Below are 16,963 nucleotides of genomic sequence, written 5' to 3' on the forward strand. Positions count from 1 at the left end.
GATCCGCGGCGCTCACCGTGCCGTTCACAACCGGGGAAGAGACCAGCACATGTCCAGCCAGAACACATCGTCGGCGCCGCCGACACCGCCCGTACTACTCCTCGAAGCGCTGACCCGGGTGCACGGCTCCGGGGCCACCGAGGTGCACGCGCTGCGCGGTGTCGACCTGGCTGTGTACCCGGGTGAACTCGTCGCCGTCATGGGCCCGTCGGGGTCGGGCAAGTCCTCGCTGCTGACCCTCGCCGGCGGGCTGGACGTGCCGACGTCCGGACGAGTGGTGGTCGAGGGGACGGATCTGACCGCCGCGAGCCGCAAGCAGGTGGCGGCGCTGCGCCGGCGCGGCATCGGCTACGTCTTCCAGGACTACAACCTGATACCCGCGCTCACGGCCGCGGAGAACGTCGCGCTCCCCCGTGAACTGGACGGCGTCGGCCGCCGTCCGGCCCGCCGCGAAGCGCTCGCGCTGCTCGCGGAGATGGGCCTGGACCGGCTCGCCGACCGTTTCCCCGACGAGATGTCAGGCGGCCAGCAGCAGCGGGTCGCCGTCGCCCGGGCCCTGGTGGGCGACCGCCGGCTGGTCCTCGCCGACGAACCGACCGGCGCGCTGGACTCGGAGACCGGCGAGGGGGTGCTGGCGCTGCTGCGGAACCGGTGCGACGCGGGTGCGGCCTGTGTGCTGGTCACCCACGAGTCACGGTTCGCCGCATGGGCGGACCGCGTGGTCCTGGTGCGCGACGGCGCGGTGGTGGACATCACGGTGCGGTCCTCCGCGGAGCCGCTGCCGACAGTGGGGACGGCCCGGTGACCGCCGCCACGCCCGCCCCGGGCTCCCCGGCTCCCACGGCTCCCACGGCTCCCACGGCTCCCCGGCGCCTTCCGGGAGCCGCCTCCTTTGGTTCCTTCCACAGCCTGCGGGTCGCGATCCGGATCGCCCGGCGCGACGCCTGGCGCGCCAAGGCCCGCAGCCTGATGGTGCTGGCGATGATCGCCGTACCGGTCGCCGGGGTCAGCGCCGCCGACGTCACCATTCGCAGCTCCCAACTGACCCCGCGGCAGACGATCGCCCGCGACATCGGGGCGGCCGACGCACGGCTGGAGGACGCCGGCCAGGGCCGTCAGGCGATACTGCAGTCACCGCGGGGCGACACCTTCGCGTTGGCGCGGCAGACCGAGCCTGCGAAGGACTCCGGCGGTTCCCAGCAGGCGGCCCCGCCCGGCGTCGACCCCAGGACGGCGGCGCCCGCGGGAGCCCGGGCCATTCCCGACACGACCTCCTACGCCGAGGTCACGACCACGTCCGGCATCCTGGGCACCGAGGTCAGGGAACTGGACGCGGCCGACCCCATCGCCGCCGGGATCATGGATCTGACCCGGGGCCGCTTCGCCGCCTCGCCCGACGAGGTGATCGCCACCAACGCGTTCCTGACGCGCAGCGGGCTGGGCGTCGGCTCCGAGGTCCGGGCCCACGGGCTGGACCGCGCCTACCGCGTCGTCGGGGCCTACGACCTGCCGGGCAAGCTCGACACCGCTCAACTGGACTTCCGTCCGGGCGCTTTCATCGGCCGGTACCTCGCCGCGCGCAAGGCGGCCGGCTCGGACATGGGCGAGCCGGCGTCGTCGTACCTGATCGCGGTGCCGGGCGGCTTCACCTGGGACATGGTGCGGCACGCCAACACCCTCGGGGTGCTGGTCCATTCGCGGGCGGTGACGCTCGAGCCGCCCGCGGACGCGCAGGTACCGCTCTACGGCCTCCCGGACTCCGGCAAGCGCGCTCCGGTCGAGGACCGCGCGGCGCTGACCGCGGGGGCGACCATCGCGGTCATGGCACTGCTGGAGGTCTGTCTGCTGGCGGGCCCCGCCTTCGCGGTCGGCGCCCGGCGCTCGCGGCGCCAGCTCGGGCTGGTCGGCGCCAACGGGGGCGACCGCCGGCACATCCGGGCGATCGTGCTCTCCGGCGGCCTGGTGATCGGGGCCGCGGCGGCGGTCGTCGGCACGGCGGCCGGCATCGCGCTGACGCTGCTGCTGCGGACGCGGCTGGAGGAGTACGCCGGCGCCCGGTTCGGCGGGATCGCCCTGCGGCCCGCGGAGCTGCTGGGCATCGCCGCCCTCGCGGTGGTCACCGGACTGCTCGCCGCGACCGTGCCCGCGTTCACCGCCTCCCGGCAGAGCGTGCTCGCCTCGCTCACCGGGCGGCGCGGGACGCGCCGGGCCGGGCGGGCGCTGCCGGCGGCGGGCGTCGTGGCGGTCTGCCTGGGCACGCTGATCGCCGTCTACGGATCGGTGCGCGGCGACAGCACCTACGTGGTGGCCGGCGGCTCCGCCGTCGCCGAACTGGGCCTGGTGGCTCTGACCCCCCTGCTGGTCGGAGGCTTCGGCCGGCTCGGCGGGTGGCTGCCGTTCGCCCCGCGGCTGGCCCTGCGGGACGCGGTGCGCAACCGCGGCCGCACCGCGCCCGCCGTGGCCGCGGTGCTGGCGGCCGTGGCCGGTACGGTCGCGGTGGCCACGTACGCGGCGAGCCAGGAGCAGCAGAACCGGAACGCGTACGTCGCCAGGGCGCCGCGCGGCGTCCTCGCGGTCAGCCTCCCCTCGGAGGGCGGCCGGGGCATCGCGGCGGTGCGGCAGAGCGTGGACAAGCGCCTCCCGGTCGGCCGGCGGGCGGACGTGTCGCGGCTGATGGCCGGGACGCGGATCTGCGACGCGTACAGCGCGCAGGCGGGCTGCGGCGCCGTCATGCCGGTACAACCCGAGGCGAACCAGTGCCCGCCCGATGTCGAGGGCGCCGCCGGGACGTTCACCCCGGCCCGACTGCGGGCCTTCGCCAAGGACTGGCGGTGCCGGCAGGACGGCACCATGCCGGCGATCTGGGGGGAGGGGGGCATCCTGGTCGGCGGGCCGCAGGTACTGCGGGAGCTGGGGATCCAGGACCCCGCCGCGCAACGGGCGCTCGCCCGCGGGCAGACCGTGCTGTTCGACCGGACCTACGCCGATCACGGCACTCTCAAGCTCCAGGTGACTCCGGACGCCTCGAAGACGGCGCACACGGTCGAGACGCTGCCGGTGCGGTTGAGCACCGCCCGGTCGTACGGGGTGAGGGCGGTCGTACCGGAGCGGGCCGCCGCCTCCGTGGGGCTGAAAACGGTGCCGCTGGGCGCGCTCTTCAGCACCTCGCGGATGCCCTCCGACTCCGAACAGCAGGCGCTGGCACAGGACATCGCCAAGCTGGGCGTCAAGGCCGACGTCTACCTGGAACACGGATACACCGACAAGTACGGCGTCGTACTGGCGGCGCTGGCCCTCTTCGCGGGCCTGGTGACGATCGGCGCGGCGGGCGTCGCGACGGGGCTGGCCCAGGCCGACGCCGAGGCCGACCTCAGGACCCTGGCCGCGGTGGGGGCCCCGGGCCGGGTGCGGCGCACACTCTCCGGCTTCCAGTGCGGGGCCGTCGCCACGATGGGCGTGCTGCTGGGGTCGGCGGCGGGCATCCTGCCCGCGGTCGCGCTGCGGCGCATCGACCGGCGGCAGCAGCTGGACATCGCCAGGCAGACGCTGGAACAGGGCCACGGGGGCGTGTTCACGCGGGTGGACGTGCCCGTGGTGGTGCCCTGGGCGACCATCGGCATGCTGCTGGTCCTGGTGCCGCTGGGGGCGACCCTGCTCGCCGCCCTGGTCACCCGCTCCCACCGCCACCTGGGCCGGCGGGCCCAGGCGTAGGAGGGACCGGAGCACGCCGCGCCCGCCCACCGCGCCGGGCACCCGGGCCCTGTCGGCCTAGCGGGTGGTGCGGTGGGTGTCGCGGGTGCGGCGGAGGCGGTTGACGGTGACGGGGGCGTGCACGAGCGCCTCGGGATCGTCGAGGAGCGCGTTCAGGAGCTGGTAGAAGCGCGTCGGCGAGATCCCGAGCCGTTCGCGTATGGCCCGTTCCTTCGCGCCCGGGCCCGCCCACGCGCGGCCGGCGATGTCGAGGACCGCGCGGTCCTGGTCGGTGAGGCTCACCTCGTCACGATAGCCCCGTGCCGAGGGACACATGAGGTCTGCACCACACCTGTTTTCCTTGCGCGGCGCCGCTCGCGTGCCTGGCGGGAGGCCGGACACGATCTCTTTCGCCGAGTGGACTAGACCTTTTGTGCTGTCTCACGCGAGACTGTCCTTCGTGAGACACGTCATCGCCCTCGATGTGGGCGGCACCGGCATGAAGGCCGCGCTGGTCGCGGCGGACGGCACGCTGCTCCACGAGGCACGCCGGGCGACCGGCCGGGACCGCGGGACCGAGGCCGTCGTCGACACCGTGCTCGACTTCGCCGCGGAACTGCGGGCGTACGGGGCGGACGTCCTCGGCGAGCCCGCCGCCGCGGCGGGCGTGGCCGTGCCCGGACTCGTGGACGAGCGGGCCGGCGTGGCGGTGTTCTCCGCCAACCTCGGCTGGCGCGACCTGCCGCTGCGCGACCTGCTCTCCCGGCGCCTGGACGGCACGCCGGTGGCCCTCGGCCACGACGTGCGTTCCGGAGGCCTGGCCGAGGGCCGGCTCGGCACCGGGCGCGGCGCGGAGCGCTTCCTCTTCGTGGCCCTGGGCACCGGCATCGCGGGCGCCATCGGCATCGAGGGCCGGGTCGAGGCCACCGAACTCGGGCACATCGTCGTCCGCCCCGGGGGCGCGGCGTGCGGCTGCGGCCAGCACGGCTGCCTGGAGACCATCGCGGCCGCCTCCGCCGTGGCCCGCGCCTTCGGCGCCGAGGCCGCCGAGTGCGCCGTCGCCGTCGCCGCGGGCGACGCGCGCGCCATCGCCGTGTGGGACGAGGTGGTCGCCGCCCTCGCGGACGGCCTGGTCACCGGGATCACCCTGCTCACACCGGAGACGCTGATCATCGGCGGCGGGCTGGCCGAGGCCGGCGACACGCTCTTCGCGCCGCTGCGCGCGGCCGTCGAGGAACGGCTGACGTTCCAGAAACTCCCCCTCATCGTGCCGGCGGCCCTCGGGGACACCGCCGGATGCCTGGGCGCAGGGCTGCTGGCCTGGGATCTTCTCTCCCTGGAGGTGACCGCTTGACTGCGGAACCAACCGTGCTGACCGGTGCCCGCGTAGTGCTGCCGGACGGTGTCGTCGACGGCGGCCGGGTCACGGTCGAGGGCCCCTCGATCGTCGCGGACGACCCGGGCCGGCCCGCGGCCGCCCGCGATCTGTCCGGGCACTGGATCGTCCCCGGCTTCGTGGACATCCACGTGCACGGCGGCGGCGGCGCGTCCTTCTCGGCCGCCCGCGCGGAGGACGTCCTCACCGGCGTCGACACCCACCGCCGGCACGGCACTACCACCATGGTCGCCTCCACGGTCACCGGTGAGCTGGACGACCTCGCCCGGCAGGCCGCGCTGCTGTCCGAACTGGTCGAGCAGGGCGACCTGGCGGGCATCCACTTCGAGGGGCCCTTCATCTCCCCGCACCGCTGCGGGGCCCACAAGCCGTCGCTGCTGCGCGACCCGGACCCCTCGGACGTCCGCAAGCTCATCGACGCCGCCCGCGGTACCGCGAAGATGGTGACCCTGGCGCCGGAACTCCCGGGCGGGCTCGACTCCGTACGGCTGCTGGCCGAGCACGGCGTCATCGCGGCCGTCGGCCACACCGACGCCGCGTACGAGGCCACCTTGGAGGCCATCGACGCCGGCGCCACCGTCGCCACGCACCTCTTCAACGCGATGCCCACCCTGCTGCACCGCCGGCCCGGCCCCATCGCCGCGCTGCTGGAGGACGAGCGGGTCACCGTCGAGCTGATCAACGACGGCGTCCACCTGCACCCCGCCGTCCTCGAACTGGCCTTCCGCAGCGCGGGCGCCGACCGGGTGGCCTTCATCACCGACGCCATGGACGCGGCCGGTTTCGGCGACGGCCGCTACCTGCTCGGCCCCATGGAGGTCGACGTCACCGACGGCGTGGCCCGGCTGGTCGAGGGCGGCTCCATCGCCGGCTCCACCCTGACCCTGGACACCGCCTTCAAGCGGGCCGTCACGGTGGACCGGCTCCCGGTCACCGACGCCGTACGCGCCCTGAGCGTCAACCCGGCGCGGCTGCTGGGCGCGTACGACCGCGTCGGCTCGCTGGAGCCCGGCAAGGACGCCGACCTGGTGGTGCTGAACGAGGCGTACGACCTGGTCGGCGTCATGCGCAAGGGGCAGTGGGTCGTCGAGCCGTAGCCGCGCGGGCGGGCCCGGCTGCGCAACGTGGCGCAGCAGGGCCCGCGCGTCGACCGAGGACGGGACGGGCCGTCAGCCCTTGGCCGCCGGGACGGTCTTGCCGCGGTCGATCGTGATGTCCTTCTTGATCGCGAACCACACGCCCTTGACGTTCTGGCCGTTGGTGTCGCCGGGCCGGCTGTCGCCCTTGAAGGTGTAGGCGGGCCAGCAGTTGAAGGCCTCCTGCTGGGTGCCGCCCGGGGTGTTGAAGGTGAACAGCGCCTTGGGGTCGAGGCCGGCGGCCTGGGCGTCGGCGGCCGTGACCGGAGCGGTGGGGGTCCACTTCTCCAGGCAGGCCGCGTCGCACGCGGTCTTCATCGGCCAGGGCTGGTCCTTGGTGAACAGGTACAGCGTCCGGCCGTCCTTGTCCTGAAGGATCTTCCCGAGCTTCGGGTCGTTCAGCACCCCGAGGGCCGGACGCTTCACGCCGGCCTTCCAGCCGTCGGGCTCCGCGGCCCACCAAACACCCTTGACGCCCTGGCCGTTGGTGTCGCCGGGCTGGGTGTCCTTGGCGAAGTAGTACAGCGGCTTGCCCGCCAGGGTGAGCTGCTCGGAGCCGTCGGTGCGGGTGATGGAGCCGAGCAGGTCCTGGTTCAGGCCCTTCGCGGTCTGCGTGTCGTCCGCGGGGACCGGCGGCCACTGCACCGCGCAGTCGCCCTCGCAGCTAGAAGTGCCCGGCGTGGTGTCCTTGTTGAAGACGTAGACGGTCCTGCCCTTGCCGTCCACGACGATCGTCTTGAGCTTGGCGTCGGTGCGCAGCGCCAGTCCGGACGCCGCCTCCGTCACCGGCGGGGCCGCCGACTCCGTGTCCTCCAGGCTGGGATAGCCGGACACCGCGTTCACCACCGGCTGCTCCACCGACGCCGGGGCGGCCCCCGCGCCGGTCTGCTGTCCGCACGCCGTGACAGCCGTCAGCGCCAGGGCCGTACCGGTCAGGAACAGGGCGTTCCGCGCGTTCTTGTACATCGCACTTCCTCAGGTCCACCAGACGTCCGCTCCGGGCTGGAGCTACGCCGCTAAACACGGACCCGTGGCACCATCGCGTTCAGTCCGGCGGCATGCAATTTCCCGCGCAGCCCTTCGCGCGGGACGGCAGCGGGGGGATGGCGGGGGCGGGGTCTGTGCCCGCGGGCGTTCCTTTGGCATGATCCCTACCCATCGCACCCGTTGTTCGAAGGGATCACGCGGTGATCGTCACCGTCACGCTGAACGCCGCCCTCGACGTGACCTACCGCGTCCCGCGACTGCGGCCGTACACCACCCACCGGGTGTCGGAGACCGCCGAACGCCCCGGCGGCAAGGGCCTGAACGTCGCCCGCGTGCTCGCCGCGCTCGGCCACGAGGCCGTGGCGACCGGCTTCGCGGGCGGCCCGGCAGGCGCCCGGCTGCGGGAGTACCTGGCCGACGTGGACGGCGTCACCGACGCCCTCGTCCCGATCTCCGGGACGACCCGGCGCACGGTCGGCGTGGTGGACACCTCGGGCGGCGGCACGACCATGTTCAACGAGCCCGGCCCGACGATCACTTCACAGGAGTGGGCGGCCTTCCTCGGGGTCTACCGCAAACTCCTGGACGGCGGTGCCCGGGCCGTCGCCCTGTGCGGCAGCCTGCCGCCAGGACTGCCCGTCGGCTGCTACGCCGACCTCGTGCGGGACGCGCGGGCCGCCGGCATACCCGTGCTGCTCGACACCAGCGGCGAGCCGCTGCGGCGCGGACTGGCCGCCCGGCCCGACCTCGTCAAGCCCAACGCCGGCGAACTGGCCGGTCTCACCGGCGCGATGGAGCCCTTGCGCGCCGCCCGGGACGCCCGCCGTCGCGGTGCCCGCGCCGTCGCCGCGTCCCTCGGCCCGGACGGCCTCCTCGTCCTCGCCGAGGACGGCTCCGTCCTGCGCGCCCGTCCGCCCGCGCCCGTCTCCGGCAACCCGGCGGGCGCGGGCGACTCCGCCGTCGCCGGCCTGCTGTCCGGTCTCGTCGAGGGCCTGGACTGGCCCCGCCGGCTCGCCCGCGCGGTGGCGCTGTCGGCGGCGACCGTGGCCGCGCCGGTGGCGGGCGAGTTCGACCGCGGGACGTACGAGGACCTGCTCGGGCGGATCGAGGTCACGTACACGGCGGAGTAGCCGCGCCGAGCACGGTGGCCCCTCACGGGGCCACGGTGCGTCAGCTCTTGTGCTCGCCCTGCTCCAGCCACATCCGGTCGAGGTAGAAGTTGCACTGGTTGCCCGCCTCGCAGGACAGCGACACCGTGTTCTCCCCCTTCTTCAGGGCGATGTAGCTGAAGGAGTTGGTCCAGCCGTGCTCGTAGTCGCCCGCCTTGGCCCCGGCGAAGTTCTTCAGGCTGATGGGCCGTGCCTGCTTCGAGCCGTTGACCGTTATGGTCGCGTTGCCGTCCGCACCGGGAACGGTGTAGTCGACGAACACGGTGTACGCGCCGTCCTCGGGCGCGTTGAACTTCCACGTGACCGCGGCGCCCACGGTCTCCATCCCGGCGACGTACTTGCCACCCGCGGCCTTGGCCCCGGGCACGTCCGTCGCGATGACGGCGCCGCCCGACAGGGGGAGGCCCGCCACGTCGGTCTTGCCCGGCAGCTCACCGCCGGAGTCCTCGCTCGCGGTGGGTTCCGGCTTGTCGTCGCCGGTGCCGGCGGAGGCGGTCGGCGACGGGGAGTTCCCCGCCTGCGCGTCGTCGCCGGAGCCGTTGGCCATGGCGACGCCGATGCCGATCGCGACGGCCGCGACCACGGCCACGGCGCCGATCAGCAGGCCCCTGTTGTTGGGACCCGTGGAGCGGGAGGCCGCGGCCCGGCGTCCGCCGCCGGGACCGGTGGGGGCGGGCTGCGGCATGGCCTGGGTCGCCTGCGGCTGCTGCCCGTAACCCGGCTGCTGCTGGGGAGGCTGCTGTCCGTAACCGGGCTGCTGCTGCGGGGGCTGCTGCGGCGGGTAGCCGTAGGCGGGGGGCTGCTGCTGCTGGCGGCGCTCGCCGACCCGCTGGACCTGGTTGTACGACGTACGAGGCACACCCGGCTGCGCGACGGACGTCTGACCCGCGTCCTCGCCGTCCTGCCGGTACAGATACCCGAAGGGGTCGTCGTTCCCGGGCTCGGGGGCGCCGTTGTTGCCGGCCGTCATCCGCTCTTCACCTTCCACTGCCTATCGCTTGCACAGCACCTATCAGTGCCGGGAGACCCGGCATAAGGGGGTGCGCTCTCCGGATGGCCAATGTTCATGATCGATTCATCCGCGGCTGTCGCGGGCGGACACATCCCTGCCCCGGGTACCCTACCGGTCCGCGACGAGCGACCGTGGGTCGCGAACCCTGCGAGATGCGCCCATACGGTGGAGCCGTGACCGAAGACACAACCGGGGGCCCGCCCCGCGAAGCAGACGAGTGGACGGGGTGGCGCGAGGCCACCGAGCGGGCGCTGTACGGGCCCCGCGGCTTCTTCCGGCGCGAGCGGCCGGCCGCGCACTTCCGTACCTCCGTGCACGCCTCGCCGCTGTTCGCCGGCGCCGTCGCGGAATTGCTGCGGCGTGTCGACGCGGACCTGGGGCACCCGCCGGAGCTCGCGTTCGTCGACATGGGGGCGGGCGCCGGAGAGCTGGTCACGGCGGTCCTGGAGGCCCTGGCGGAGCCGCGGCTGCGGGTCTACGCGGTCGAGAAGGCCCCGCGGCCGCCGGGGCTGGACGAGCGCGTCCTGTGGTGCGCGACACCGCCGCGGGGCGTGCGCGGGCTGCTCTTCGCCAACGAATGGCTGGACAACGTTCCGGTCGACGTCGCGCAGACGGACGCCGACGGCGTCGCCCGCCATGTCCTGGTCCGCGCCCGCGACGGGGCCGAGCGGCTGGGCGCCCCGGTGGGCGGCGCGGACGCCGAATGGCTCGGCCGCTGGTGGCCGCTGGCGGGCGCCGAGGAGGGAACCCGGGCGGAAATCGGCCGGTGGCGGGATGCCGCCTGGGCGGACGCGACGGCCTGTCTCGACGCGGGACGCGCCGTCGCGGTGGACTACGGGCACACGGCGGGCGCCCGGCCCCCGTACGGGACGCTCACGGCCTTCCGCGAGGGCCGCGAGATCTCCCCCGCCGTGCCCGACGGCTCCAGCGACATCACCTCGCACGTGGCCATGGACGCCTGCGCGGCCGCCGGTGCCACCCTGACCACCCAGCGCGACGCCCTGCACGCCCTCGGCGTCACGGGCGTCCGCCCCCCGCTCTCCCTGGCGTCCACCGACCCCGCCGGCTACGTCCGCGCCCTGGCCGGCGCCGGCCAGGCGGCCGAACTCACCGCGCCCACCGGCCTCGGCGCGTTCCTCTGGCTCAGCCTGGCCGTCCCGCCCAACCGGGCCGCACGGGCCGCCGGGACGGGTGGGAAACTAGGCCCATGACGGAGACCACGATCGGGATCGGCGGAGCGGCCGAGGGCACGGACATGGTGCTCAACATCGGCCCGCAGCACCCCTCGACGCACGGCGTGCTGCGGTTGCGGCTGAAGCTGGACGGGGAGCGGATCAGCGAGGCCGAGCCGGTCGTCGGCTACATGCACCGGGGAGCGGAGAAGCTCTTCGAGGCCCGCGACTACCGCCAGATCATCATGCTGGCCAACCGCCACGACTGGCTCTCCGCGTTCTCCAACGAGCTGGGCGTCGTCCTCGCCGTGGAGCGCATGCTCGGCATGGAGGTACCGGAGCGCGCGGTGTGGACCCGCACCCTGCTCGCGGAGCTGAACCGGGTGCTCAACCACCTGATGTTCCTCGGCTCGTACCCGCTGGAGCTGGGCGGGATCACGCCGATCTTCTACGCGTTCCGCGAGCGCGAGGACCTCCAGGCGGTCATGGAGGAGGTCTCCGGCGGCCGCATGCACTACATGTTCAACCGCGTCGGCGGCCTCAAGGAGGACCTGCCGAACGGCTGGTACGGACGCGCGCGCGCCGCCGTGGCGCAGGTGCGCTCCCGCATGGGGACGTTCGACGACCTGGTGCTGGGCAACGAGATCTTCCGCGGCCGCACCCGCGGCGTCGGCGTGCTGCCGGCGCGGGACGTCCACGCGTACGGCGTCAGCGGCCCGATCGCGCGCGCCTCGGGCGTCGACTTCGACCTGCGGCGCGACGAGCCCTACCTGGCCTACGGCGAGCTCCAGGACACCCTGAAGGTCGCGACCCGCTCCGAGGGCGACTGCCTGGCCCGCTTCGAGATGCTGCTGCACCAGACGCACAACGCGCTGGACCTCGCGGACGCCTGCCTGGACCGGCTGACCGAGCTGCCCCCCGGCCCGGTCAACCAGCGGCTGCCGAAGGTGCTCAAGGCCCCGGAGGGCCACACCTACGCCTGGACGGAGAACCCGCTCGGGCTCAACGGGTACTACCTGGTGTCCAAGGGCGAGAAGACGCCGTACCGGCTGAAGCTGCGCTCGGCGTCCTACAACAACATCCAGGCGCTGGCCGTGCTGCTGCCGGGCACCCTGGTCGCCGACATGGTCGCGATCCTCGGCTCGATGTTCTTCGTCGTGGGCGACATCGACAAGTAAGGCAGGTAAGCCAAGTAAGGCCGGACCCGGCGCCGGGGAGGCGCCGGGGACCCGCGGCGACTACGAGGACTGGGCGCGCAGTTCGCTGAGGTCGAACTGCTCGGTCTCGTCGTGCGCGGTGAGGTCGATGACCTCGGCGCCCGCCTCGGCATCGGACTCGGACTCCGATTCGGCGCGGGCGGCAAGCGCCTCGTCCCCGACGGCGTCGTCGAGGTCGTCGAGGTCCGCCTCCACCACGACCACGTCCGCCCCCGGCGGCAGTTCCTGCGGCTGGCCCTTGGCGTTCTTGGCCGTGCCGAAGAAGTCGAACCCGCCCTGGGCCCGGGAGGCCTGCTTGTGCGGCTTGGCGTACGGAAGGACGGCCGCGGCGACGGCGGGCAGCGCCTTGGGCTGCCGCACCGGCAGGGCCGGGTTGCCCGCGGGACGCTCCAGGACGCCCGCGGTGGCCGCCTGATCCGCCGAGGCGGCATGCCGGCCGTGCTGCTCGTCGGCCTCCGCCATGTCGCGGCGGCGGGCCTCCTGGACAGTGGCGACGGCCTGCTGGCGGGCGGCGTTGCGCGACAGGTCCTTGAGCGCCACGGCCGCCCGCAGGTAGACCGTGGGGCCGAGCGCGTCCGCCGGCACCGCCGGCGCGGAGCCGGCGGCCTTGCCGGCCAGGACACGGCCTTCCTCCAGGGCGCGGGCGCGCTCGGACTCGGCGGTGGCGTAGCGGCGCAGCAGATCGGCGTGCTCGGTGCGCAGCCGGGCCAGTTCGGCGCGCTTGCCGCGCAGCTTGTTCTCCAGCTTGCCGCGCAGATCGCGGGAGTCCTCGAGGTCGACCTCCAGCTCCGCGATGCGCTCGTCGGCACGCCACTCGTCGCGCACGCGGGCGGTCTTGAGGTCGGCGACCTGCTTGCCGGCCGAGCGGTCCCAACTGCGCAGCAGGACGGCGCCGGCGGCGGCGGACGCCGCCGCCGCGAAGACCAGGACGCGGAGCAGCACCGGATCACCGATCACCAGCGCGGCGAGCGCGAGGACCGCGGCGGAAGCCGCGACCGTCACGGGCGGCAGCAGCCTGTGCAGCGGTTGGGAATGGCGGTGGCGTCCACGTGGCATGTCAGGAATTTAGCGTGCCCGTGAGTCGCATGGGGCTCCGCCATCCGATTTCTCACTGAACATACAACGATGAATACGGAGGGCGTCCACGCCGATACGATCCGTTGCCCGAATGTCGCCCAAGGATGAATTCCGATCTTGCTCAGCGCCGCGGCAGGCCTTGGCAGTTGGGCTATTTCCGCGGGCCCCCGGCCGGCCTGCGGGCCCCGCCACCCGCCCACGCTCCGAGGAATTCGACGGGGGCAGACTCACGATTGCCGGCCGTACTGATCGACGCGCCATAAACGGCGCCCCGGCGCCCGGCCCGGGGAGATCGCTGGCGGGTGGGCGATGGGCGCGTGACAATCGGCGGGAGGGCCGCCGGACGGCGTCCCGACGGGGAGCTGTGACATGAGCACACCGCGGGATTTGCTGATCACCGCCTCGGAGCCGGCGTCCGGCCGCTCCGTCGAGCAGGGCGATCTGTCGCTCGCGCTCGCCGGGGCCGAGGCGGTCGATCTCCTGGCCGCCGGAGCCGTGACGCTGGCCGGCGACCGCCTGGTGCCCGGCGAACGGTCCGCCCTGGCGGATCCGCTGCTGGACCGTGCCGCGGCCGCGCTGAACCGCCAGGCGCCGTACGAGACGGTCGCCGACTGGCTGTGGCGCCGGGGCCGGGACCTGGCCCCGGCCTACCTGACCGCGCTGGAGGCGGACGGCGAGCTGGTGCAGAAGCTGCACCGCCGCTGGATGGTCGTGCGGACGACCTCGATCGTGCCCGCCGACACCGCGGCGCGTCGTCGGGCGTCGGCGCGCTGGGCGGCGGAGGAGCCCGTCCTGGCCGCCCTCGGGGCGACCGTGGGGCTCCGTGACGGCGCACCGCCGGTCGGCGACCCGGCGGCGGCGACCGTGCTCGCCGCCGTCGACGACGCCGTGGGGGAACTCACGGCCGAGCGCCGGCGCCGCGCGAGGCGGCAGCAGGACGCGCGCGCCGAGAACGTCCGGCGCGGCTACTGACCCCGCGCGCTACGCGCGGTCCCCCATGACCCCGTTGCGGTGGTCGTCCTCGTCCTCGGGAAGCCGGCAGACCCGCTCCAGGAAGATCGCGGCGGCGCACACCGCGACGCCCGCGATCACCGCCGCGCCGCCGTAGATCGCCTGGTCGCGGCGGGGCTGGTTGTCGAGCTCGTACATGATCAGGAAGACGACCGCACCGCCGTACATGCCCGCGACCAGGGCGGCGACCAGGGCGCTCGCCTGGCCGAAGACAACCGCGCGGGCGGCCAGCAGCGGGTCGACGCCCTTGGCGCCGGGGCGCCGCTCGCGCTGGGCGCGCAGCCGGGACCGCAGGGACAGCGCGGTGGCGGCCAGCACGACCGCGATCAGCGCCAGCACGATGGGGGCGGCCACGGGCACGCCGGGCAGCGTGCCCAGCGAGTCCCAGAGCTTGGCGCCGGCCCAGGAGAGGACCCCGGCCACGACGAAGAGACCGACCAGGGTCCTGATACGCAGCGCCTTCACCGGGTACTCGCTCCCCACATCGACGGACACAACGACGAAGTCGTCAACGATTACTCGGGCAGTCTGAGTTCCACGTCGCCACGCGACCAGACCGCCTCCCGGCCCACACCGGCCAGCAGCCCCTCCACCGGGCCCGCGCCCGGCAGTTCCGCCGCGGGATCGATGTCGTGCCACGGCGCGAGCACGAACGCCCGCTGATGCGCCCGCGGGTGCGGCAGCGTGAGCTCCGGGTCGTCGGAGACCACGCCCTGGTAGGCGACGATGTCGACGTCGATGGTCCGGGGCCCCCAGCGCTCGGTACGGGTCCGGGCGAAGGCGTCCTCGATGGCCCGGCCGCGCTCCAGCAGCGAGGAGGGCGGCAGGGTGGTCTTGATCAGGACCACGGCGTTGAAGTAGTTCGGCTGGGAGCCCGGCTCGACGCCCCAGGGCTCGGTCTCGTACACCGGCGAGACCTTCTTCACGCGGACGCCCGGAGTGTCCTCCAGCGCGTCCACGGCGCCCTGGAGGGTGTCCAGGCGGTTGCCGAGATTGCTCCCCAGGGAGATCACGGCGTACTTGGGGTTCTGCAGCGTGGAGTCCGCCGCGTCGACCTGCGCGACCACGGAGGCCGGGACGGGCTGCACGGTGGGGTCGTAGCTCACGGGCGCCTCCGGATGATCGATACGGTCACGTCGTCAAAGGGAACGGTGATCGGGGCCTGCGGCTTGTGCACGGTCACCTCCACCTCCTCCACCAGCTCGTGCTTGAGGCACTGGTCGGCGATCCGCTGGGCGAGGGTCTCGATGAGGTCCACCGGCTCGCCCCGCACGACGGCCGCGACCTCCTCGGCGACGATCCCGTAGTGCACGGTCCTGGTCAGGTCGTCCGTCGCCGCGGCGGGCGCGGTGTCCAGTCCGAGGACGAGGTCCACGACGAAGTCCTGGCCCTCGCGGCGCTCGTGCTCGAACACGCCGTGGTGGCCACGGGCTCTCAGGCCACGCAGCGCGACTCGGTCCACGATGCACTCCCGCTGGTCGTCGAACGGATGGGCGAAATGTACGAGGGGGCAGGACGTAACAGTACGCCCTTGTTCGAATCTATCCACGGCCACCGACAGCCCCCTGGTACCGGGGCGGCCGGGGGGCCCGGACGACCCGCGCTTACCCCGGAGCGGAGGCGTGTACTCCGTCCTCTTCTCGTTCTTGCCACGAACGGGTGGTCCGCGGGCTTCAGGCCGCGCCCTCCCCGGCGTCGTCCTCGTCACCGTTCCCGCCGTTCTCGTCGTCCTCACCGGCGCCGGCCATGACCGGGGAGCCGTGGTGCACCCACAGCCGCCAGCCCTCCGGTGTGCGCCGGAACACATTCGTGGCCACCACCAGACCGCCCACCAGCGAGCCCATCTCGCCCTCCTCCTCGGCGGGACCGCCGGTGAGGATGTTCTCGGTGCACGTCACGAGCGCCGTGTCGCCCTCGACCGCGACCTCCACGTCCGTGAGGAAGAACTGGATGTAGTCGGTGTTCGCCATGATCAGCGCGTACGAGCGCATCACCTCGCGGCGGCCGCGCAGCACCGGCCACCCCGGGTGCACCACCGACACCGTCTCCGCCAGCGGTCCGGTCAGCACCAGTTCCTCCAGCGCGTCCAGGTCCGAGCGCTCCACGGCGTCGTAGAACGCCTGGTTCGCCTGCTCGACCTGCGCCGCCTCCGCCGTACGCGGCGTCACCGCGACAGCTCCCGAGTCACCGGTACGGACGGCTGCCGCCCCTGAACCCACTGCCGCCGCTCGTTCATCGCGCCCCTTCGATCGCCCGCGCCACGCGGACCGCGTCCGCACTGTCGTGCACCTCGTGCACCCGCACCGCCCACGCTCCCCGGCTCGCGGCGATCGCGGTCACCGCCGCCGTCGCCGCGTCCCGCTCGCGGGCCGGCGGCGGATCGCCGCCCTCGCCGGCCAGGACCCGGCCGAGGAACCGCTTGCGCGAGGCCGCGATCAGCAGCGGGCGGCCGAGCGTCCGCAGGTCCTCCATGTGCGCGATCAGCGCGAGGTCGTGCTCGGCGTCCTTGGCGAAGCCCAGGCCCGGATCGACGACGATCCGCTCCGGGTCGATGCCGCCGGCCACCGCGGCGTCGAAGCTGCGCCGCAGCTCCCCGGTGACCTCCCCGACCACGTCCGCGTACACCGCGCGGTTGTTCATGTCGATGCTCCGGCCACGCCAGTGCATCACGACGAACGGGCTGCCCGACGCCGCCACGACCGGGATCATCGCCGGATCGGCGAGGCCGCCGCTGACGTCGTTGACCAGGGCCGCACCCGCCTCGACCGCCTTCTCCGCGACCACGGCCCGCATCGTGTCGACGCTCACCACGACCCCGGCCGCGGCGAGTTCCCTGACCACCGGGATCACCCGGCGCAGCTCCTCCGCCTCGTCCACGCGCGCGGCCCCCGGGCGGGTCGACTCACCGCCGACGTCCACCAGGTCGGCGCCCGCCGCCACCAGGTCCAGCCCGTGCTTCACGGCCAGTTCCGAGTCGAACCACTCACCGCCGTCGGAGAACGAGTCCGGCGTGACGTTCACCACGCCCATGACCGCGCACCGGTCCCAGGACGGCAATCCGGCCACGTGGCCGCGCATCGTACCCATGGGGTCAGC

General features: G+C 73.9%; 17 protein-coding genes. 8 read left to right on the forward strand and 9 right to left on the reverse strand.

Annotated features, from left to right (window positions below):
• Positions 1-49: 49 nt before the first annotated feature.
• Positions 50-805, forward strand: coding sequence for an ABC transporter ATP-binding protein (locus tag ACFWVC_RS09895; protein WP_384281153.1), 756 nt, complete (start codon positions 50-52; stop codon positions 803-805).
• A 176-nt stretch (positions 806-981) separates the two neighbouring features.
• Positions 982-3,711, forward strand: a complete 2,730-nt coding sequence (locus ACFWVC_RS09900; RefSeq protein WP_384281394.1) for an FtsX-like permease family protein — start codon at positions 982-984, stop codon at positions 3,709-3,711.
• A gap of 57 nt (positions 3,712-3,768) precedes the next feature.
• Here ACFWVC_RS09900 and ACFWVC_RS09905 read toward each other — a convergent pair whose 3' ends face one another.
• Positions 3,769-4,026: a DUF3263 domain-containing protein gene (locus ACFWVC_RS09905; protein WP_384281158.1), complete on the reverse strand. Its 258-nt coding sequence runs from the start codon at positions 4,024-4,026 to the stop codon at positions 3,769-3,771.
• Between the two features lie 124 nt (positions 4,027-4,150).
• Between ACFWVC_RS09905 and ACFWVC_RS09910 the strand changes: the two genes are divergently transcribed.
• Both ACFWVC_RS09910 and nagA read left to right on the forward strand, forming a co-directional pair.
• On the forward strand, positions 4,151-5,044 hold the full coding sequence (locus ACFWVC_RS09910; protein ID WP_384281161.1) for an ROK family protein: 894 nt from the start codon (positions 4,151-4,153) through the stop codon (positions 5,042-5,044).
• Positions 4,987-6,183, forward strand: coding sequence for an N-acetylglucosamine-6-phosphate deacetylase (gene nagA, locus ACFWVC_RS09915; protein WP_384281164.1), 1,197 nt, complete (start codon positions 4,987-4,989; stop codon positions 6,181-6,183). Before ACFWVC_RS09910 ends, nagA begins: the two co-directional genes overlap by 58 nt.
• 72 nt (positions 6,184-6,255) lie before the next feature.
• On the opposite strand, the gene ACFWVC_RS09920 is transcribed toward nagA, so the two are convergent.
• Complete coding sequence (locus ACFWVC_RS09920; protein WP_384281166.1) at positions 6,256-7,188, reverse strand: SCO0930 family lipoprotein; 933 nt, start codon at positions 7,186-7,188, stop codon at positions 6,256-6,258.
• Positions 7,189-7,409: 221 nt separating this feature from the next.
• Here ACFWVC_RS09920 and ACFWVC_RS09925 point away from each other — a divergent pair, with 221 nt between their 5' ends.
• The gene (locus tag ACFWVC_RS09925) at positions 7,410-8,339 is read left to right on the forward strand and encodes a 1-phosphofructokinase family hexose kinase (protein WP_384281169.1); all 930 of its coding nucleotides are present in this window, start codon (positions 7,410-7,412) and stop codon (positions 8,337-8,339) included.
• 40 nt (positions 8,340-8,379) lie between these two features.
• Here the strand turns inward: ACFWVC_RS09925 and ACFWVC_RS09930 are convergent, their stop codons facing one another.
• A complete protein-coding gene (locus tag ACFWVC_RS09930) occupies positions 8,380-9,348 on the reverse strand; it encodes a carbohydrate-binding protein (protein WP_384281171.1) in 969 nt (322 codons plus the stop codon).
• Positions 9,349-9,563: 215 nt separating this feature from the next.
• Between ACFWVC_RS09930 and ACFWVC_RS09935 the strand changes: the two genes are divergently transcribed.
• On the forward strand, positions 9,564-10,601 hold the full coding sequence (locus tag ACFWVC_RS09935) for an SAM-dependent methyltransferase (protein ID WP_384281173.1): 1,038 nt from the start codon (positions 9,564-9,566) through the stop codon (positions 10,599-10,601).
• A complete protein-coding gene (locus tag ACFWVC_RS09940) occupies positions 10,598-11,740 on the forward strand; it encodes an NADH-quinone oxidoreductase subunit D (protein WP_384281175.1) in 1,143 nt (380 codons plus the stop codon). The genes ACFWVC_RS09935 and ACFWVC_RS09940 overlap by 4 nt, the downstream gene beginning before the upstream one ends.
• Positions 11,741-11,800: 60 nt before the next feature.
• On the opposite strand, the gene ACFWVC_RS09945 is transcribed toward ACFWVC_RS09940, so the two are convergent.
• The gene (locus tag ACFWVC_RS09945; protein WP_384281178.1) at positions 11,801-12,835 is read right to left on the reverse strand and encodes a hypothetical protein; all 1,035 of its coding nucleotides are present in this window, start codon (positions 12,833-12,835) and stop codon (positions 11,801-11,803) included.
• A gap of 390 nt (positions 12,836-13,225) precedes the next feature.
• Here ACFWVC_RS09945 and ACFWVC_RS09950 point away from each other — a divergent pair, with 390 nt between their 5' ends.
• The gene (locus ACFWVC_RS09950; protein WP_384281183.1) at positions 13,226-13,828 is read left to right on the forward strand and encodes a GPP34 family phosphoprotein; all 603 of its coding nucleotides are present in this window, start codon (positions 13,226-13,228) and stop codon (positions 13,826-13,828) included.
• Between the two features lie 9 nt (positions 13,829-13,837).
• On the opposite strand, the gene ACFWVC_RS09955 is transcribed toward ACFWVC_RS09950, so the two are convergent.
• From ACFWVC_RS09955 to folP, 5 genes are all read right to left on the reverse strand, one after another.
• Complete coding sequence (locus tag ACFWVC_RS09955; protein ID WP_384281398.1) at positions 13,838-14,332, reverse strand: DUF3180 domain-containing protein; 495 nt, start codon at positions 14,330-14,332, stop codon at positions 13,838-13,840.
• 50 nt (positions 14,333-14,382) lie between these two features.
• Positions 14,383-14,973, reverse strand: a complete 591-nt coding sequence (folK, locus tag ACFWVC_RS09960) for a 2-amino-4-hydroxy-6-hydroxymethyldihydropteridine diphosphokinase (protein ID WP_384281189.1) — start codon at positions 14,971-14,973, stop codon at positions 14,383-14,385.
• The gene (folB, locus tag ACFWVC_RS09965) at positions 14,970-15,329 is read right to left on the reverse strand and encodes a dihydroneopterin aldolase (RefSeq protein ID WP_384281194.1); all 360 of its coding nucleotides are present in this window, start codon (positions 15,327-15,329) and stop codon (positions 14,970-14,972) included. Before folB ends, folK begins: the two co-directional genes overlap by 4 nt.
• Positions 15,330-15,540: 211 nt before the next feature.
• Entirely contained in the window at positions 15,541-16,035 is a 495-nt protein-coding gene (locus tag ACFWVC_RS09970) for a nuclear transport factor 2 family protein (protein WP_384281197.1), read from the reverse strand.
• Positions 16,036-16,099: 64 nt separating this feature from the next.
• Entirely contained in the window at positions 16,100-16,954 is an 855-nt protein-coding gene (folP, locus tag ACFWVC_RS09975) for a dihydropteroate synthase (RefSeq protein ID WP_384281201.1), read from the reverse strand.
• Positions 16,955-16,963: the final 9 nt, after the last annotated feature.

This window comes from Streptomyces sp. NPDC058691 (assembly GCF_042714775.1).
GTDB lineage: Bacteria > Actinomycetota > Actinomycetes > Streptomycetales > Streptomycetaceae > Actinacidiphila.